An 18,610-nucleotide genomic window follows, 5' to 3' on the forward strand; every position below is an offset into this window, starting at 1 on the left:
CCTTACTCGTTGTCTAGACCGCCCTAAGCGTCCTGCACCAGATCCGCACCAGAAGCCCCCGCACCGTCCTTGTTCCGCTCCCCGCGCACCAGCCTGTCGAGCCCACCGGCCACCTCCTGCTGACGGCCGTCGTCCGAGTGCTGGTAGATCAGCGCCGCCCGCTCCGTCGACTGCCCGGCCCGCACCCACCTCCCTCGCTCTCGCCCACCGAACACCGGGGCCCTGCCATCCTGCGCGGATGCCTTCACCACCGAGAACGTCAACGACAGGCACCCGCCGCGCACGGCGCGGTGCGCGCGGCCCGTCGCCCGGGCCTGCACTCCTGTCTGACGCCCCGCTCCAGCCCGGGCGTCGTCCGCACGCCTGGCAGCGTGGGTTGATGGGTGGCGGACCGCGATGTGGCCGAGGCGGTATGCGAGTGCGGCTCGTGTCTCCGGCGGAGCACTCAAACTCCAGGATGGGGGGGTCCCGTGGGCCGGGCGCGGACCGTGGGTTGTTGAGGTAGAGGACTGGACTCCCATCCCGTCTGCCGTCGACCCAGGCAGGGCCAAGCAGGCACGGCACCGGGCGTTCAGATCGTTTGTGCAGTGGCGCTCCACCTGGACGCTCGGCACCGCGCTTGCTCCACGGTGTGTGGACCGTCGGCAGACGGGATGGGAGTCAAGATGGACTGCTACGCGCCTGGGACCGGGCAGCGTGACTCTTCAGAGGCCGGCAAGCTGAAGAACTCGGGAATAGCGGATGAGCTATGAGATCCGCTCGCTCGACACAGCATGCAAGAGATCGAGAGATGACTTCCTCAGAAGCGAGAGCCCGGCCCTTCGGGATTTCCAGGCTGGTCATCAGCGAGGTCTCAGTCGGTCCAGGTGACAACAACTGCTACCTTCTGCAATGCCGTTCAACGGGACGTCAATCAATGATTGACGCTGCGAACGATCCGAGGATCCTGCTCGAGCTCTGCGGTCGCCGCCTACATCACCACTGCCCCTGAGGCTTGGCCCTCCTACCGGCCACCGCATCACACGCCCTGAGAGACACCTGTCGGCCCGGTGGTGAACAAGTCCCGGCCCGTTAGTCTCTATCAGACCAATTCGAGAGCACATCTCAGTCTGTGGAGGACAGTCGTTCATGGCCAATCACCGTTGCGACCACTGCGACATGCTCATCGGAGCGGGCTGCGCATGCTCCCGGCCGCCTCAACGCACGACTGCTGTGCACCCAGAGTGGGGGAGCTGGGGCCCCAACACCATCCTCATCTCGCCGACGCGGTACGCACACCTTCCTGGATGCATGCACCTCACCGAGAGAGAAGTGAAGAGCCCCAGGTGGGGCTGGACCACTGCGGCCGAGGGCTCGTGGACTCGCATCTCGCCCAACCATCCCTTGCAGGCAACCGAGGGCAACACAGCGCGCGTGGCCATCCGCCGGTGCCAGACATGTGACGGGTCCGTCTGAGTCATCCGCTTCCCACCGAGCAGCACGAAGTTCTTCTGCCCCTTGCCCCCTGCCCCCTGCGCCGCATGTCAAGTCACCGTCGGGACGCGGGCGACGACGGCGCCGCTTGAGCGCGGTCCGCCAGGCCTGCTCGCCTCCGCGTACCTGCGCCGCCGCGACACGTTCGGCCTCCGGCTGGTGCGGTGCCCAATGGGACGTCCGTCCGTACTCGGCACCACGAGGGCCTGGGGATACCCCTCAGAAATCGTCTGCTCCAGGCGTCGACCGTCTGCGTACTGCTCACATCAGGCGTGGTGTTCGCTGTCTTCGCCTTCTGGCTCAACTCCGTCGCGGAGTCCACGCCGCTGGACGACCGGCTGGTTTCGGGGCGCACCGGGCACGGATGCCCATGGTGATTGGAGATGGCGTCGTCGTGGTGAGCCGTAGGCTTGCGGCATGTTGGCCCGCGCCTCCGTCGGGAACTTGCGCCCGCACGGCGTGCGTCGTGGCCGTCCTCACGGAGCGCGCGCTCGTCGCCGGTGCCCTACTGCGCCCGTCCGGGAGTTCGTCCTGACGGGGGGTGCCGCCCTGGCCCTGCTGGTCAATCCGGCGAGGCAGGGCCGGGTCCGACGGAACCGAGGGAGGCGGCGTCTCAGCGCTCCGGTGTGGCCTCGCGGGTCCGTCACCAGTTCCGGCCGCGTACGGGCACCGCGTCCCGCAGTCACGGCTCGACCAGGTTGACCGTTCCGGAGGCTGCCGACGCTCCCACCGGACGGCAGCGGGACTGTGAGACTCGCTCCGTCAGCTAGTGGAGACGATCTCGACGTAGCCGTCGGTGCCGTTGACTCGGATGTGCTGGCCGTCCTGGATGAGCCGGGTGGCGCGGTCCACGCCGACGACGGCTGGCAGGCCGTACTCCCGCGCGACCACCGCGCCGTGCGTCATCAGTCCTCCGACCTCCGTCACCAGAGCCGTGGCCGCGACGAACAGGGGCGACCAGCTGGGGTCCGTGTGGGCCGTGACCAGGATGTCGCCCGGTTCGAGAGCGGCCTCCGTCATGTCCAGGACGACTCGGGCCCGCCCTTCGACGGTCCCGGCGGACACCGGCAGGCCGGCCAGTGCCCCGGCTGGCAGTCCGTGGCGTCGGTACGTTCCGGTGAGGGCCTCGCCGTCCGAGGTGAGCACCCTCGGCGGGGTGAGCGCCTGGTAGGACCGGAACGCGTCCTGGCGCCGCCGGATGAGGTCGTGGTCGACCCGGTTGGTGCGCACGGCGTCGTGCAGTTCCTGGAACCGCAGGAAGAAGACGTCTTCCGTCTCGCGGAGTACGCCGGCGTGCACGAGGCGCCCGGCCTCCTCCAGCAGGGCCCGCTTGTACACGAGGTACCGGCTGACCATGCCGTACTTCGGATACTCGCGGTAACCGGTGAACGTCCGGACGCGGTCGATCATGTGCTTGGTCTCTGCGGCCTTCCGCTCCCCGTCCGGCAGGGCGCGCAACCGCTCCAGCAGTTCCTCCTCCTTGCGCCGCGCCTCCTGCCGTCCCTGCTCGAAGTGCCGCCTCGCGGCGCCCGGTTCGAAGGTGTCGACGTGGGAGAGGAGCATGGGCAGCAGCGTGGTGGGGCGTTCGCTCCAGCGCGGCCTGGTGATGTCGATCTCGCCGACGCAGCGCATGCCGTACGTGTCGAGGTAGGCCGTGATGGCGTCACGCGCCTCCCGTCCGCCGTCGAGCCCGGCCAGCTCGTCGAGGAAGCTCTCGTCCTCGGCGTCGCGCAGGAGGGCGACGACGTCCGGGTGAGGGCGGATCACGTCTGCGACGTCGAGGAGTGCCAGCCCCATCTCCGAGGTGACGTTGTGGGGGACGGACTGGGTGAGCGTGTCGGCCGCGTTCCTCTCGCCCAGCCACTCCCGCAGGTGCTCGTTGAGCCACGACGCGGCGTCCATGCCCGCCGTGATCACCCGCAGGCTGTACGGGTCGAACAGGAGCCGTTTCAGCTCCTGGACGTCCGCCAGGATGAAGTCGAGAAGCGGCCCTCCGGACTTCGCCTGGATGTCGTGCTGCAACGCGGCGAGGGATGCCTGGTTGCGCCTGATCAGTTCGGTGACGATGGCCGGATCGGTCTCGACTGGCTCCGGTGTGCCGCCGGGGACCGGCTCGGCGGGGCCCTCGTCCGGGAGCGGCCGGATGAAGCCGTCGCGGGCGAGGACGGTCTCCAGCGCGTCCCGGATCAGCGGGTCGGAGCTCCCGAGGGCCTGGAGGATTCCGTCGCGGCTCGCTGGCGACGCCAGTCGCGGGGTGACGTCGACGAACAGCCTCCCGCCGGCCTCGCACATCGGCCGGGGGGTCGTCAGCTGCCACAGGGAGAGCCCCAGGGGCCGCATGGGGTCGGTCATCATCTGCTGGTGGCCGACGGAGACGTAGACGTGGTTGGCTCCGTCGCCGGTCTCCGGGACGGGGAACAGCGTGGTGATCGGCCGGCTCTGCACGATCTGGAAGCCGTCGTCGGCCAGGCACCACTCGATGTCCTGCGGGCAGCCGAAGTGCGCTTCGATCCGCCGTCCCAGCTGCGCGAGCCGCAGCACCTGCGCGTCCGTCAGTGCCGGCTTCTCCTGCCGTGCCGACTCGACGGCCTGTTGCCGTGTTCCGCCTCCCGGCGAGGCGTGGACGGCCCGCTGCTTGCTGGCGACCGCCTTGGCGACGACGTCGCCGTCGCGCACCCGGTAGACGTCGGGGTTCACCAGGCCGGAGACCAGCGCCTCGCCGAGTCCCAGTCCGGCCTCCACGCAGGCGACCTTGCGGTCGGACGTGACGGGGTCGGCCGTGAAGAGGACACCGGACGCCTGCGGGAAGGCCATCTGCTGCACGACCACGGCCATGTGGACCGTCCGCTGGCCGAGGCCGTTGCGCAGGCGGTAGGTCACGGCTCGTTCGGTGAACAGCGAGGCCCAGCACAGACCGATGTGCCGCAGGACCGCGGCCGGGCCCACGACGTTCAGGTACGTGTCCTGCTGGCCCGCGAAGGAGGCCGTCGGCAGGTCCTCCGCCGTCGCGCTCGACCGGACGGCGTAGGCGGTCCGCTCGCCGCACCGGAGGAGTGCGCGGCGGACTGCCGTCGCCACGTCGTCGGGGAAGGCGACTTCTTCGAGGGTCCGTCGGATGTCCGCACTGTGCGTGCGGATCGCCTCCCGGTCGTCCGGGTCCAGGCGCGACAGCTGCTCCAGCCGGTCGTTGAGCGACGGCGCGTCCGCCGTGATCCGCCGGAAGGCGTCCGTCGTCACGCAAAAGCCATCTGGCACGGACACGCCTTCCATCCGCGAAAGCTCACCCAGATGAGCGCCCTTTCCGCCGACGGCTGCGACCTGCGTCCGGTCGAGCTCCCGCAGTTCCAGCACGAAGCGGTCCATCCGTTCACCTTTTCCTTCGGCCCGGCCGGGCCTTGCTCGTTTTCCGTCCGCCCGCGGGCCTCACCCCGCGGGCCCGGCCCTCACCGCCAGACCCGGCGCATACGTGCACGTCGCAGGACCATGCCGTCGGCCCTCAGCCGACCGCGTCCACAGCCACGCCGTTCCTGAAAATCCCCGTTCAGCACCGCATCCGCTGACAACGACACGCCTTTTCCGCGAATGCGCCATTTCCGCTGGATCTGGTCCTGGCCGGTCATCCTGCGGCACCTCCCGGGCCTTGCCGCAAGCCCCCCGGTGCGCTATAAGTTGAAAGAGGCAAGGAGCGGACACTCTCCTTGCCTTTTGTTATGCGCCAGCTGGCAGCACGCCGTGGCGGCAGACCGGCAGCGCAGGCCCGCAGACCTGGAGCGCTCCTCGCGCGTCGGCGATGACCAACGGCCCTGACCCTCCGTGCCGCCGCCCGCATCCGAGGAGACTCGTCCAGTCGGACGGGGCCGGGCTGCCGGAACTGGTGCCCCTGGTGACACGTCTTGCACAGCACGAGCAAGCAGACGCACAGCCAGAACGGTGGGGAGGGCAGCAGTGACCCGGTGGACGCCACGCCGATCCGGGCCGAAGGCCGTGGGCGGAGGCGCGCGGCGTGCCTCACGGGGCCGGACGGCCTGGACACGGGGACGGGTGCCCGCCGCGCTCGCGGTCCTGACTGCCGGACTCCTGACCTTCCACCGTGCCGTGCCCAACTCCGCAGGGCGCCTGGGCAGCCTGCTGGAATCCTTCCTTCCGTGGCTCGGCCTGGTCGTCGTGGTGCTGCTCGTCCTGGCGCTGCTGCGCCGTTCGGCCACCGCGCTGCTCGCCCTGCTGCTGCCGGTCGCGGCCTGGACGCACCTCTTCGGCGGGCTGCTCCTGCCAGGGCCGGAACCCGGCGACCACGATCTGCTCGTGGTGCAGCACAACGTCAGCGACGAGAACCCGGACCCGGCGGGCACGGCCCGCGCCCTGGCCGACACCGGGCCGGACCTCATCGCGCTGGAGGAACTGGTGCCCACGGCGCTGCCGGTGTACGAGCGGGCCCTCGCCCCGGACTACCCGTACCACGCGGTCCGGGGCACCGTCGGACTGTGGTCGAAGCATCCGCTGACCGGCGCGCGCCTGGTGGACGTCAAGCCCCGGCAGATCACCGGACCCTGGAGTCGCGGGCTGCGGGCCACCGTCCACACACCGCACGGCGACATCGCCGCCTACGTCGCGCACCTGCCCTCGGTCCGCTTCCGCGCGAGCGGCCTCGCGTCCTCCCGGCGGGACGAGAGTGCCGACCTGCTCGGCAGGGTCATCGCCGCGGAGAAGCTGGAGACCGTCCTCCTGCTCGGCGATCTCAACGGCACCGTCGACGACCGCGGGCTGGCTCCGCTGACCTCACGGATGCGCACAGCGGAAGGAGGCTTCGCCTTCAGCTTCCCCACCGCTTTTCCCGTCGCCCGCATCGACCACGTCATGGCCCGTGCCGCGACCGTCGGCCACCTCCGCACCCTGCCCCCCACCGACAGCGACCACCTGCCGGTCACGGCCCGGATCACCCTGGACTGAGAAGGCGGTTCCGCTTCCGGCCCACCTCACCGCGCCCGGCCCGGCCGCGCCATTCCCTCCGGACCGCGTCCCGCTCGGCCGCGCGGTGCTGCTGAGTGCGGTGCGCCGGAACCCACCGGCGTACTCCTCGTATGGTGCAGCCGCCTGGCTCCGGCCTGGATGAGCATGCGGGTCCGCAGCTCTTGTGGCGGCTGAGCAGTCGGACTGTGCGGAAGCCGCGGTGGTCCACGTCCGGGGTCGACGATGACGTTGCGGCTGACCGTGGGCTACGCGGGGAGGGCCACGGGGGTGCAGTCGTGCAGCGTGAGGACCTGGCGGTGGGCTACGACCCAGCGGATTGCGGGGTGGTCGTAGGCCACCTCTTCCAAGGAGGCGGTGACGGGTGCCAACGTGGCCGGATGGTGGAGGACCCCGGCGACGCCCCACACGATGGCTCGACCGACCAGTGCGGCGGCATGTCCTTCGCGTAGCCGTGGACACTCCCGCACTGAGAGACGGGCGCACGGCGCGCACACCGGCGGAGCCGTGGTCCGTTCCCATTCCTCGATCGGGCGGCCGACATCCCGCAGCACGAAGAGGCGGGGCCCGGCCTGTGGCGTGGGCCTGCCGCACACCTGGCAGAGCATGCGTCGCACCGCCCGCCGCTGGCGCAGCGCGTGCACCAACTGGTACTGCGGCTTGCCCTTGCCCGGTGCGAGGGACTGACGCACCCACAACACCCCGTGCCCGTCCCGGTCGTACGTCGTTTCTCCGAGGTATCCGACTCCTTCACCGTCCGCCCCCGCCCGCCGGACGACCGGCGGACGGCGCAGCTTCTCCTGACTCCACGAGGCGATGTAGGGCACCGTGCTCAGCCGGGTGCCGGATGGCCGGACGTCATCGCGGGTCGGCGTGTCGTGCTCACTGGCTGTCGGACTCGTACGCACAGAAGCCTCCAGTTCGGGTGCCTGTATGGCGCCGCCCGGAGTCGCCTCTCCGGGCGGCAGGTCTTCGTAGGAGCGGTCATTCCGGCTCATTCAGCCCCGCCGGTAGGCCGTGGTGACGGATGGGCGCAGGGGCAATCGGCCGTAGCGTGCCAAGGTGCGGCACAAGAGTTCGCGGTCGTCGCAGAGGACCGTTTGTCGGTGGTGTTCCTCGTTCAGGCGCCCGGGGATACGGCCTTCTGGTCTGGGCCGCCCGGCGGACCGCAGGCTCCGGAGGCGTGCGCGTGTTCTGCGCAGCGCCAAGGGGAGCCACGGGACGCGGTGATGTCCCTAGGGACATTTACAGGAGATCTCCCTAGGGAGGATCAATCACCCGGGGCTGCGAAACCGAAAAGGGAGCCCGTTTGAGGCGGGCTCCCTGGGGCGGACGCGGGCCGGTTCTAGCTGTCGAGGTGGTACTCCATGACGTAGACGCCTGCGTCCAGAAGCATCCGGTTCATCTCGACGGCGCGGCCGTCCTCGGTGTACGCGGTGCGCCAGATCTCCACCACCGGCGTCCCCTCCCCGAGGTGCAGTCGCTCGGCCTCGGTCTGGCTGGGCATGCGGGCCCGCAGCTCCTCGACGAAGCGGACGGGCTCCAGCCCCAGCTCCGCCAGGCGCGCGTAGGTGCCGCCGGGGCCGGTGTCGGTCCGGGTGATGGCGGTGTCGCGTACCAGCTCGGCCGGCAGGTAGGAGGTGGCGGCCTGGACCGGCTCGCCCTCCACCACGAACACGCGGTCACGGACCACGACCGGAGCGCCCTCGGGCAGGTCCAGCCCGCGCGCCACGTGATCGGGGGCGGCCGTCTCACGGACGGTGAGGCTGGTGACCGACAGCGGTCGCTCACCGAGGTCGGCCGCCCAGATCGACCGTCCGGTGCTCCAGCCTTCCTGGGTCAGACGGTGGTTGGCGACCCGCCGGATCGGCCGGAACTCCCGCACGTACGTCCCGCTGCCCCGTCGGCGGACCGCCAGTCCTTCGGTGACCAGCAGAGTGAGCGCCCGGCGAGCGGTCTCCTTGGCCACGCCGTACTCCCGCACCAGCGCCGGTTCGCCGGGAAGCCGAGTTCCGGGAGCCAGCTCGCCGGACTGGATACGCTCCCGCAGTTCGCTGGCGATCTGCCTGGCACTCTCAGCCATCAACGGCCTCTCACTTCCCTGGGGTGCTTCCCTTCCACCTTGGCACAGCAGTTCCAGGCCCGGTTCGCGTGAAAGCTGTCTGGGGTCGCGTAGCTGGATGATGTGGACGAGGGCGATTCACTGCGCCGGGGGCCTGTGGGTGGGTTGGGGTGGGCGGAACTTCCGGCGCCAGGCCAGGGAGACGTAGACCAGGGCGACCAGGACGGGGACCTCGATCAGGGGGCCGACGACGCCGGAGAGGGCCTCGCCGGAGGTGACGCCGAAGGCGCCGATGGCCACGGCGATGGCCAGTTCGAAGTTGTTGCCCGCGGCGGTGAACGCGAGCGTCGCGGTGCGGTCGTAGGCGAGGCCGATGGCCTTGCCGAGGGCGAAGGTGCCGAACCACATCACCGCGAAGTACACCAGCAGCGGCAGGGCGATCCGGGCGACGTCGAGGGGCTGGGAGGTGATCGTCTTCCCCTGGAGGGCGAAGAGGATGACGATCGTGAACAGCAGGCCGTACAGGGCCCAGGGGCCGATCCTCGGCAGGAACCGCGACTCGTAGCGCTCGCGCCCCATCCTCCGCTCGCCCAGGCGCCGGGTGAGGAAGCCCGCCAGCAGCGGGACGCCGAGGAAGATGACGACGTTGACCGCGATCGTCCACATCGAGATGTCCAGCCGCTCGCCGTCGCCCAGGCCCAGCCAGCCGGGCAGCAGATCGAGGTAGAACCAGCCGAGCAGGCCGAACGCCAGGACCTGGAAGACGGAGTTGAGGGCGACGAGGACGGCCGCCGCCTCGCGGTCGCCGCAGGCGAGGTCGTTCCAGATGATCACCATGGCGATGCAGCGGGCGAGGCCGACGATGATGAGGCCGGTGCGGTACTCGGGCAGGTCGGGCAGGAAGGTCCACGCCAGCGCGAACATCACGGCGGGGCCGATGAGCCAGTTGACCGCCAGGGAGCTGACCATCAGCTTCCGGTCGCCGGTTACGGCGTCCAGCTTGTCGTAGCGGACCTTCGCCAGCACCGGGTACATCATGACCAGCAGCCCGAGTGCGATGGGCAGCGAGATCCCGCCGACCTCCAGCTCCGCCAGCGCGTCCCCCATGCCGGGGACGACGCGGCCCAGGCCGAGGCCGACGGCCATGGCGAGGACGATCCACACGGCGAGGAAGCGGTCGAGGGTGGAGAGCCTGGCGACGACGGCCGGGCCGTCCGGGCTGTCAGGGGTGGCCGGGGCGGTCGTTCCGGGGTCCGTGGTGCTCACGGGCAGGGCCTCTTCCGGTCGGTGTCGAGGGTGGCGCGGGCGGTGTCGGCCAGCCCGGCGAAGGAGGCGGCCAGGGCGTCGATGACCTCGGGGCGCAGCTTGTAGTAGGTGAAGCGCCCGCAGGGCTCGGTCTCGACCACGCCCGCCTCGCGCAGCACGCGCAGGTGGTTGGAGAGGTTGGTCTGCCGCGCGCCGGTCTCCTCGACCAGGTGCGTGGTGCACAGCGTCTCCTCGGCGAGGAGGGTCACGATCCTGAGCCTGAGCGGGTCGGCGACCACGCGCAGGAGGTCAGCTTCGACTGACGTCATCATGGGCTGATACTTTCACGTCAGGCGGGGCTGATGCCAACCGGGTGCCGTCCGGGACGAGCGTCGCCGTGAGAGCCAGAGCCAGAGCCAGAGCCGTCAGACCGAACGTGAAACCAGAGGGGCCCTGATGTCCGAGAAGCCGTCCGTCCTCTTCGTGTGCGTCCACAACGCGGGCCGCTCCCAGATGGCCGCCGCCTGGCTGACCCACCTCGCCGGGGACCGGGTGGAGGTCCGCTCGGCCGGGTCCGCCCCGGCCGGGCAGGTCAACCCGGCCGCCGTCGAGGCGATGCGGGAGGTGGGCGTCGACATGTCCGCGCAGACGCCGAAGGTCCTCACCGTGGACGCGGTGCGGGCGTCGGACGTCGTCATCACCATGGGCTGCGGCGACGCCTGCCCCGTCTTCCCCGGCAAGCGCTACCTGGACTGGACGCTGGACGACCCGGCGGGCCAGGGCGTCGCCGCCGTGCGGCCCATCCGCGACGAGATCCGGGCGCGGATCGAGGGCCTGATCGCCGAGATCGCCCCCGGGGCGGCGCGGTGAGCGTTCCGGGCGGAGGCCGGGCGGGCGGCCGGTGGCCACCGGTGGCTGTCAGCGGGCGGTGACAGGCTGCGCGGCGTGGACGAGCGTGTGGTGTTGCGGGGTGTCGAGGTGCCCGGGCCCGCTGCCGGGACGGGCCGGGGCCGCGACCGGTCCCCTGTTCCGGTCGCGGCCCCGCGGGGTGTGCTCGGGCGCGGGTTCAGCAGGCGCCCGTAGGGGCGGCCCCGGAGGCGGGGGAGGCGCAGCAGCCGCCGCCGTCGGCCTCGGCCGCCGCCGGGGCGTCGAAGAGGCCCGCGCCGCCGCAGACCCCGGTCTCGGGCAGGGTGAGTTCGACGCGTCCGGCCGCCTCGGTGTCACCGGCGAGGGCGGCGGCGACGGAGCGGACCTGCTCGTAGCCGGTGAGGGCGAGGAAGGTGGGGGCGCGGCCGTAGGACTTCATACCGACGAGGTGCACGCCCTGTTCGGGGTGGGACAGTTCGCGCACGCCGTGCGGGTAGACGGTCCCGCAGGAGTGGACGTTGGGGTCGATGAGCGGGGCGAGCGCGACGGGGGCCTGGAGGCGGTCGTCGAGGCCGAGGCGGAGTTCGGTGAGGAAGGAGAGGTCGGGGCGGAAGCCGGTGAGGACGATGACCTCGTCCACGGGTTCCGTGCGGCGGCCGTCCTCGGCCACGAGCACCAGCCGGCCGCCGTCCGGCTCGACGGCCTCGGCGCGGAAGCCGGTGACGGCCGAGGCGTGTCCGGCCTCGACGGCGGCCTTGGCGCGCAGGCCGAGCGCGCCGCGGGCGGGGAGCTGGTCGGCGTCGCCGCCGCCGAAGGTGGCGGCGCCGATGCCGCGGCGCAGGACCCACACCGCGTGGGTGTCCGGTTGGGCGGCGGCCAGTTCGGCGAGCAGGGCGAGGGCGGTGAAGGCGGACGCGCCGGTGCCGACGACGGCGGTGCGCTTCCCGGCGTAGCGGGCGCGCTGGGCGGGGTCGCGCAGGTCGGGGACGCGGTAGGTGACGCGGGCGGCGGCGGCGCGTTCGCCGAGTGCGGGGAGCCCGTCGCCGCCGAGCGGGTTCGGCGTCGTCCAGGTGCCGGAGGCGTCGATGACGGCGCGGGCGGCCAGGCGTTCCTCGCGCCCGTCGGCGGTGGTGAGCTGGACGGTGAACGGCTGGGCGTCCCGGTCGGCGTCCACGACGCGGTCGCGCCCGGCGCGGGCGACGCCGGTGACGGTGGCGCCGTAACGCACGCGGGTGCCGAGCGCGTCCGCGAGGGGCTGGAGGTACCGCTGCGCCCAGTCGGCGCCCGAGGGGTAGGCCGCGTCGTCGGGCCGTACCCAGCCGGTGGGGGCCAGCAGCTTCTCGGCCGCCGGGTCGACGACTTCCGCCCACGGGGAGAACAGGCGCACGTGCCCCCACTCCCGCACCGCCGTGCCCGCCCGCGCGCCGGACTCCAGCACCAGCGGTTCGATGCCGCGTTCCAGGAGGCGGGCGGCTGCGGCCAGGCCGACGGGTCCGGCTCCGATCACGGCGACGGGCAGGGCGGCGGTGGCGGGCGTGTTCACGGTGACTCCCTGGCGCGACGTCGTTGCTTCGACGTCTGTCGATGGCTTGTGCCGCCAAGCATCCTGCTTGATTCGATGAGTGTCAACATCGACCTAGGTCGAATCAGAAGGTCGCCGGCTCCGGCGTCGGCCACCACGTGTGGCCACCCCGCACGAGTTCGACGTATGTCAAACTAGGGGTATGGCGAAGGTGAAGACGCTCCCGGTGCTGGCCCCGGACACCGTTCCGTGCTGCCCGCCGCTGAACGAGCGTCCGCTGACGGCCGAGGAGGCCGTGCGGACGGCCGTGATGTTCAAGGCGCTCGGCGATCCCGTCCGGCTGCGGCTGTTCTCCGCCGTCGCCTCGCACCCGGGCGGTGAGGTGTGCGTGTGCGACATCCCGGACGTCGGCGTCTCCCAGCCGACGGTCAGCCACCACCTGAAGAAGCTCAGGGAGGCCGGACTGCTCGCCTCCGAGCGGCGCGGCACCTGGGTGTACTACCGCGTCGAGCCCTCGGTGCTGGCCGCGATGGGCGGCCTCCTCACCACCGCCGCGTCCTGAGCGGGGGGCGGAGGACGGTGACCGGTGGTGGCGCGCGGCCGGAGCCGGTGGTCGTGCCGCTGACGGCCCGGCACGCGGCCGGGGTGCTCGCCGTCTACCAGGCGGGCATCGACGAGGGCGACGCCACCTTCGAGACGTCCGCCCCGGCCTGGGAGGCGTTCGACGCCGCCAGGCTGCCCGGGCACCGCTTCGTCGCCTTGGACGGGCCGGGGAGCGGTGACGGGGCGGTGCTGGGGTGGGTGGCCGCCGCCGCGGTCTCCCGTCGGCCCGCCTACGCCGGAGTGGTCGAGCACTCGGTGTACGTCCACCCCGCCGCCCGGGGGCGCGGGATCGCCACCGCGCTGCTGCGGGCCCTGATCGCCTCCACCGAGGCCGCCGGGATCTGGACCGTGCAGGCCGGAGTCTTCCCGGAGAACACCGCCAGCCTCACCGTCCACCGGCGTGCCGGGTTCCGCGTCATCGGCACCCGCGAACGCGTGGGGCGGCACCGGGGGGTGTGGCGCGACGTCCTCCTGATCGAGCGCCGCAGCCCCGTCGTCGGGTGAGCCGCGGCCGCTCGCGGCGCGGGGTGCCAGGCGCGGACGTGCGGCGTGAGCGGCCTGCGCGGTGTCCGGCGCGGTGTCCTGCGCCCGGTCAGGAGCCCGTTCCCGGTGCCCCCGGCTCTTCCCCGGCCGATCCGGCTCGCGGAGCGGACCGCGGGGCGGGTCGGGGCCGGGCGCGGGCGTAGTGGGACGCGGCCTTGGCGCGGTTGCCGCAGACGGCCATGGAGCACCAGCGCCTGCCGCCGTTCTTGGTCGTGTCGTAGTAGTGCAGGACGCAGCGGGGGTTGGCGCAGCCCTTGACGCGCTGCGGCGCGGTGTCCAGGAGCGTCAGGTAGTCGGCGGCGGCGAGCCAGGCGGGGAGCCAGTGGGGCGGCTCCGCCCGGGGGTGGGTCTCGGGGCCGTCGGGGCCGAGCCGGTGGTGGACGGAGCCGTGGGCGAGGACGTCGTTGAGGGCGCTGGCGGCTTCGGTCGTGGGCTGGTCGTCGACGAGGGCGAGCAGCGCGTCGCGGGTGTGCAGGAGGGCGTCCAGTGTCGGCCGGTCGGCGGCCGACTGGTCGGCGAGCCCGGCCGAGCGCAGCCAGACGGCGAGCCCTTCGAGGGTGCCGAGCAGGTCGTGGGGGCCGTCGGCGTCGATCCACCGGGTGTTGAGCAGGTCGAGCGAGAGCGGTTCGCCGGTGAGGGGGCGAGGGTCCTCGGCTGCGGGCCGGGTGGTGCTGGGGGGCACGCGATGGGCTCCTCGGAGCGGGCGGAACGGGCGGTGCCGGTGTCGCGGTCGGGGCGGGGGCTGGGCTGTCCGGGTCAAGTCTATCCACCGAACACGGGTTTGGCGGTTGACCATCCACTGTCTAACTGACTAAGTTCATTTTGAAGGTTAGGTACGCGGTTCCCGCCGCGCACCCCGCCGCCCCCTGCCCCGCCGACTCCCAGGAGCCCGCCATGTCCGCACCGGCCACCCTCGCCCCGCAGACCGGACACATCGGCCTGAACGTGACCGATCTGGAACGGTCACTGCCCTTCTACACCCGCGTCCTCGGACTTCAGCTCCAGGCCGAGGGGAAGGACGAGGCACGGCGCTGGGCGTTCCTCGGCCGGGACGGGCGTCTCGTCCTGACGCTGTGGCAGCAGGGCGACGCCGGGTTCTCCGCCGCCACCGCGGGCCTGCACCACCTGTCGTTCGAGGTGGGGGCCATCGAGGAGGTCGAGGCCGCCGAACGGCTGCTGCGGGAGCTGGGCGCCGAGTTCCGGTACGACGGCGTCGTCCCGCACGGCGAGGGCGTTTCCTCCGGCGGGATCTTCTTCCTCGACCCGGACGGCATCCGCCTGGAGATCTACGCGCCCTCCGGAGCCGACACCGCGCCCGCGCCCAGCGGTGCCGCCCCCACCTGCGGCTTCTTCTGAGCCGCGCGGTGACCACCGACGTCTACCACCCGGGTGAGCTGGCCGCCCAGACGCGTGCGGGCGCCCGCCTCCAGGGCGGGCACTCCGGGCGCGCCGTCCGCACCCGGATGCCCGACGCGGCACGGGAGTTCCTGCACCGGCAGGTGATGCTGGTGCTCGGTGCGGCCGACCCGGCCGGCCGGATGTGGGCCACCCCGCTCACCGGGCGCGAGGGCTTCGTGCGGACGGAGGACGCGTCCACCGTCACCGTGGCCGCCGCACCGCCGCCGGGTGACCCGCTGCGGGAACGGCTCACCGAGGGCGCCACCCCCGGGCCGGGCACGCCCCCGGTGCCCGTCGGCGCGATCGCCGTCGAGCCCGCCACCCGGCGCCGGATGCGGATGAACGGCCTCGCGGAGCCCACCGGGTACGGGCTGCGCCTCCGGCTCGAACAGGTCTACGCGAACTGTCCCCGGCACATCCAGGGCCGCGAGGTGGTCCGGCGGGAGACGGCGGCCCCGGCGGACGGTGCGGGACGGGCCCTGCGCGCGTCCGCGCTCACCGCCCGGCAGCGGGAGCTGATCGCGGGTGCGGACACCTTCTTCGTCGCCACGGCGGACGCGGACGGCCACGCCGACGCCTCGCACCGCGGCGGCCTGCCGGGCTTCGTCGAGGTGCTCTCGCCCACCACGCTGCGCTGGCCCGACTACGCGGGGAACGCCATGTTCAACACGCTCGGCAACCTGGAGGTCAACCCGTCGGCCGGGCTCCTCTTCCCCGACTGGTCCACCGGCACGCTCCTCCACCTCACCGGCACCGCCCGCACCGACTGGGACTCCGGCCGCGCCGCCGCGGTGCCCGGCGCGGAGCGGCTGGTGGAGTTCACCGTCACCGAAGTCGCCGAGAACCCCGGTGGGAGCCCGCTGCGCTGGAGCGCGCCGGAGCCCTCCCGCCACAACCCCCCGGCAGCAGCCCCAGGAAGGACCGGCCCATGACCGTACGACCGCCCGTTCCGCCCTTCGACGAGGACACCGCCCGGCAGAAGGTCCAGGCGGCCGAGGACGCCTGGAACACCCGGGACCCCGAACGCGTCGCCCTCGCCTACACCGAGGACTCGGAGTGGCGGAACCGCGGCACCTTCGTCCGGGGACGCGAGGAGATCGCCGCGTTCCTGCGGGAGAAGTGGCGCCGCGAACTGGACTACGCGCTGCGCAAGGACCTGTGGGCCTTCCACGGCGACCGCGTCGCGGTGCGGTTCCGCTACGAGTGCCGCGACACCGATGGTCAGTGGTGGCGGGCCTACGGCAACGAACTGTGGGAGTTCGACGAGCGCGGCCTCATGCGCCGCCGCGAGGCGAGCATCAACGACATCCCGATCGCCGAGAGCGACCGGAGCCTCTCCGGCCCCCGGCCCGCCGCAGAGCACGGCGTCCCCCTGCCCCTGCGCTGACCCGGCCCGGTGCGGTCCGCGGGCCGTCCCCACCGCCTCCCGCTGCGGTAATCTGACGGCCCCCGGACCGCCCCGCCGACCCCGGACCGCCCCGCGGGGGCCCGGTCCGCGCCGCCGGGCGCGGGTCCGCCCGCCCGTTGGATGGTGCGCGTGATCGATCTCAACGCCGACCTCGGCGAAGGCTTCGGACGGTGGTCCCTCACCGACGACGAAGCCCTCCTGGCCTCCGTGACCAGCGCCAACGTCGCCTGCGGCTTCCACGCGGGCGACCCCGCCACGATGCGTCGCGTCTGCGCGCTGGCCGCGGAGCGCGGGGTGCGGGTGGGCGCCCAGATCTCCTACCGGGACCTGGCGGGCTTCGGGCGCCGCGCCATGGACGTCCCGGCACCGGAGCTGGCCGCCGAGGTCGCCTACCAGATCGGTGCGCTGGACGTCTTCGCCCGTGCGGCCGGTGCGCCCGTCGCCTACGTCAAGCCGCACGGCGCCCTCTACCACCGGGCCGCCCGCGACCCCGTCCAGGCCGCGGCCGTCGTCGAGGGCGTCCGGCTGGCGGGCGGCGGCCTGCCCGTGCTCGGACTGCCGCGCTCGGCGCTGCACGAGGCGGCGTCGGCGGCCGGACTGCCCGTCGTGACGGAGGCGTTCGCCGACCGCGGCTACCGGGCGGACGGCACGCTGGTGCCGCGCGGGGAACCGGGTGCCCTGGTCAGCGACGCGGAGGCCGTGGTGGCGCGTGCGGTCGGCCTCGCCCGGGACGGCGAGGTGCGCACCGTGGACGGACGTCCGCTGCGGCTGCGGGCCCGTTCGCTGTGCCTGCACGGCGACACCCCCGGCGCCACCGCCCTGGCCCGTGCGGTGCGCGACGGGCTGGAGGCCGCGGGCGTCACCGTCGGGGCGTTCGCGTGACGGCCCCGGCCGGGGGCGGTGTCCCGATGACCGTCCTGCCGGTCGGGCGGGACGCGCTGCTGGTCGAGTTCGACGCCACCGACGCGAAGGCGGCGGGCGACGCGAAGGACATGTTTCACGTGGAACTGCTGCGCCGCCGTGCCGCCGGGCTGCTGCCGCCCGTGCGGGACGTCGTGCCCGGCGCCCGCACCGTCCTGCTCGACGGCGTGCCGGACCGGGACGGGCTGGCCGCCGAGCTGCCGCACTGGGACGTTCCCCCGGTGGCCGGGGCCGCGGAACCGGTCGTCGAGATCCCGGTCCGCTACGACGGCGCCGACCTGCCGGAGGTCGCGGCGCTGTGGGGCGTCACGCCCGGGGAGGCCGCACGGCTGCACGCGGCCACGGAGTTCCGGGTGGCCTTCTGCGGGTTCGCTCCCGGGTTCGGCTACCTCACCGGGCTGGACGAGCGGTACCACGTGCCGCGCCGCTCCCGCCCCCGCACCCGGGTGCCCGCCGGGGCAGTCGGCCTCGCGGGCCCCTACACCGGCGTCTACCCCCGCTCGTCGCCGGGCGGCTGGCAGCTCATCGGCACCGCACGGCGCACCGTGCTCTGGGACCCGCACCGCACGCCCGCCGCGCTGCTCGCCCCGGGCACCCGGGTGCGGTTCCTCGCCGAGCAGGCGCCGTGACGGGGCGGACGCGGTGACGGGGCGGACGCCGACGGGGCGGACCGTGCGGACGTCCACGGGCCGTGCGCTGGAGGTCGTGCGCGCCGGTGCGCTCACCACCGTCCAGGACCTGGGCCGCCCCGGTCACGCCCACCTCGGCGTCCCGCCCTCCGGGGCCCTGGACGCTCCCGCGCACCGGCTGGCGAACCGCCTGCTCGGCAACCCCCGCACGGCCGCCACGCTGGAGACCACGCTGAACGGCTGTGCCGTACGCGCCCGCGTCCCCGCCGTCGCCGTGGTGACGGGCGCGCCCTGCCCGGTGACGGCCGACGGGCGGCCCGCGCCGTGGGGCGTGCCGTTCCGCCTGGCCCCGGGCGCCGTGCTGGACGTCGGCGCCGCCACGCACGGACTGCGCAGCTACCTCGGCTTCGCGGGCGGCGTCGCCGCCGAGCCCGTGCTCGGCAGCCGCGCCACCGACCTGCTCTCCGGGCTGGGTCCGCCCCCGCTCCGGGACGGCGACGTGCTGCCACTCGGCCCCGGCCCATGCGCCACCAGCCCGCGCGCCACCGGTCCGGGTGCCACGGACGCGGTGCGGCCGCCCGCCGCCGTGGACGCGGCACCGTGGGCCGCGCCGCCGGACGAACTGGTGCTGCCGCTGGTCCCCGGGCCCCGCGCCGACTGGTTCATCCCGGACGCCCCGCGCGTCCTGGCCGCCGGCGGCTACCGGGTGTCCGCCGCGAGCAACCGCGTCGGCCTCCGGCTGGACGGCCCGGTGCTGGAACGGGCCCGCGGCGGTGAACTGCCCAGCGAGGGCGTGGTACTCGGCGCCGTCCAGGTGCCGTCCGAGGGACGCCCGCTCGTATTCCTCGCCGACCACCCCGTGACCGGCGGATACCCGGTGATCGGCGTCGTCCCCGAGCGGGCCCTCGCCGCCGCCGCCCAGGCTCCCCCGGGCACCCCGGTCCGCTTCACCCCCACCACCTGACCCGCCGCAC

The 18,610-nt window shown here is 73.2% G+C and carries 17 protein-coding genes and 1 pseudogene; 10 read left to right on the plus strand and 8 right to left on the minus strand.

Going from position 1 to position 18,610, the window contains the following annotated elements; translation table 11 throughout:
* Positions 1-23 precede the first annotated feature (23 nt).
* Both V1J52_RS18135 and rph read right to left on the minus strand, forming a co-directional pair.
* Positions 24-188 (minus strand): annotated as a pseudogene (locus tag V1J52_RS18135) (tyrosine-type recombinase/integrase); the annotation flags it as partial.
* A gap of 2,047 nt (positions 189-2,235) precedes the next feature.
* Entirely contained in the window at positions 2,236-4,836 is a 2,601-nt protein-coding gene (gene rph / locus V1J52_RS18140; RefSeq protein WP_330140892.1) for a rifamycin-inactivating phosphotransferase, read from the minus strand.
* A gap of 621 nt (positions 4,837-5,457) precedes the next feature.
* Here rph and V1J52_RS18145 point away from each other — a divergent pair.
* Positions 5,458-6,420: an endonuclease/exonuclease/phosphatase family protein gene (locus tag V1J52_RS18145; protein ID WP_330141014.1), complete on the plus strand. Its 963-nt coding sequence runs from the start codon at positions 5,458-5,460 to the stop codon at positions 6,418-6,420.
* A 266-nt stretch (positions 6,421-6,686) separates the two neighbouring features.
* On the opposite strand, the gene V1J52_RS18150 is transcribed toward V1J52_RS18145, so the two are convergent.
* The 4 genes from V1J52_RS18150 to V1J52_RS18165 all read right to left on the minus strand — a co-directional run bounded on the left by V1J52_RS18150 (position 6,687) and on the right by V1J52_RS18165 (position 10,077).
* Entirely contained in the window at positions 6,687-6,809 is a 123-nt protein-coding gene (locus tag V1J52_RS18150; RefSeq protein WP_330140893.1) for a hypothetical protein, read from the minus strand.
* Positions 6,810-7,783: 974 nt separating this feature from the next.
* Complete coding sequence (locus tag V1J52_RS18155) at positions 7,784-8,521, minus strand: GntR family transcriptional regulator (protein WP_330140894.1); 738 nt, start codon at positions 8,519-8,521, stop codon at positions 7,784-7,786.
* Positions 8,522-8,638: 117 nt separating this feature from the next.
* The gene (arsB, locus tag V1J52_RS18160) at positions 8,639-9,766 is read right to left on the minus strand and encodes an ACR3 family arsenite efflux transporter (protein ID WP_330140895.1); all 1,128 of its coding nucleotides are present in this window, start codon (positions 9,764-9,766) and stop codon (positions 8,639-8,641) included.
* On the minus strand, positions 9,763-10,077 hold the full coding sequence (locus tag V1J52_RS18165) for an ArsR/SmtB family transcription factor (protein WP_330140896.1): 315 nt from the start codon (positions 10,075-10,077) through the stop codon (positions 9,763-9,765). Before V1J52_RS18165 ends, arsB begins: the two co-directional genes overlap by 4 nt.
* 124 nt (positions 10,078-10,201) lie before the next feature.
* Here V1J52_RS18165 and V1J52_RS18170 point away from each other — a divergent pair, with 124 nt between their 5' ends.
* On the plus strand, positions 10,202-10,615 hold the full coding sequence (locus V1J52_RS18170) for an arsenate reductase ArsC (RefSeq protein ID WP_330140897.1): 414 nt from the start codon (positions 10,202-10,204) through the stop codon (positions 10,613-10,615).
* A gap of 196 nt (positions 10,616-10,811) precedes the next feature.
* On the opposite strand, the gene V1J52_RS18175 is transcribed toward V1J52_RS18170, so the two are convergent.
* Entirely contained in the window at positions 10,812-12,155 is a 1,344-nt protein-coding gene (locus V1J52_RS18175; RefSeq protein WP_330140898.1) for an NAD(P)-binding domain-containing protein, read from the minus strand.
* 181 nt (positions 12,156-12,336) lie between these two features.
* Between V1J52_RS18175 and V1J52_RS18180 the strand changes: the two genes are divergently transcribed.
* Together V1J52_RS18180 and V1J52_RS18185 are read left to right on the plus strand one after the other, a co-directional pair.
* The gene (locus tag V1J52_RS18180) at positions 12,337-12,696 is read left to right on the plus strand and encodes an ArsR/SmtB family transcription factor (RefSeq protein ID WP_330140899.1); all 360 of its coding nucleotides are present in this window, start codon (positions 12,337-12,339) and stop codon (positions 12,694-12,696) included.
* A gap of 17 nt (positions 12,697-12,713) precedes the next feature.
* Positions 12,714-13,241 (plus strand): GNAT family N-acetyltransferase, encoded by a 528-nt coding sequence (locus V1J52_RS18185; RefSeq protein WP_330140900.1) that lies wholly within the window; start codon positions 12,714-12,716, stop codon positions 13,239-13,241.
* Positions 13,242-13,329: 88 nt separating this feature from the next.
* Here the strand turns inward: V1J52_RS18185 and V1J52_RS18190 are convergent, their stop codons facing one another.
* Positions 13,330-13,962, minus strand: a complete 633-nt coding sequence (locus tag V1J52_RS18190; protein WP_330140901.1) for a CGNR zinc finger domain-containing protein — start codon at positions 13,960-13,962, stop codon at positions 13,330-13,332.
* Between the two features lie 212 nt (positions 13,963-14,174).
* Between V1J52_RS18190 and V1J52_RS18195 the strand changes: the two genes are divergently transcribed.
* From V1J52_RS18195 to V1J52_RS18220, 6 genes are all read left to right on the plus strand, one after another.
* Positions 14,175-14,636 (plus strand): VOC family protein, encoded by a 462-nt coding sequence (locus V1J52_RS18195; protein WP_330140902.1) that lies wholly within the window; start codon positions 14,175-14,177, stop codon positions 14,634-14,636.
* Between the two features lie 8 nt (positions 14,637-14,644).
* Complete coding sequence (locus tag V1J52_RS18200) at positions 14,645-15,610, plus strand: pyridoxamine 5'-phosphate oxidase family protein (protein ID WP_330140903.1); 966 nt, start codon at positions 14,645-14,647, stop codon at positions 15,608-15,610.
* Positions 15,607-16,065: an SgcJ/EcaC family oxidoreductase gene (locus V1J52_RS18205; protein ID WP_330140904.1), complete on the plus strand. Its 459-nt coding sequence runs from the start codon at positions 15,607-15,609 to the stop codon at positions 16,063-16,065. The genes V1J52_RS18200 and V1J52_RS18205 overlap by 4 nt, the downstream gene beginning before the upstream one ends.
* A gap of 141 nt (positions 16,066-16,206) precedes the next feature.
* On the plus strand, positions 16,207-16,968 hold the full coding sequence (locus V1J52_RS18210) for a LamB/YcsF family protein (protein ID WP_330140905.1): 762 nt from the start codon (positions 16,207-16,209) through the stop codon (positions 16,966-16,968).
* Between the two features lie 26 nt (positions 16,969-16,994).
* Positions 16,995-17,636 (plus strand): 5-oxoprolinase subunit B family protein, encoded by a 642-nt coding sequence (locus tag V1J52_RS18215; RefSeq protein WP_330140906.1) that lies wholly within the window; start codon positions 16,995-16,997, stop codon positions 17,634-17,636.
* A gap of 43 nt (positions 17,637-17,679) precedes the next feature.
* Positions 17,680-18,600 (plus strand): 5-oxoprolinase subunit C family protein, encoded by a 921-nt coding sequence (locus V1J52_RS18220; RefSeq protein ID WP_330140907.1) that lies wholly within the window; start codon positions 17,680-17,682, stop codon positions 18,598-18,600.
* Positions 18,601-18,610 lie beyond the last annotated feature (10 nt).

The sequence above is a fragment of the Streptomyces solitudinis genome (assembly GCF_036323765.1).
In the GTDB taxonomy this organism is placed as follows: Bacteria; Actinomycetota; Actinomycetes; order Streptomycetales; family Streptomycetaceae; genus Streptomyces.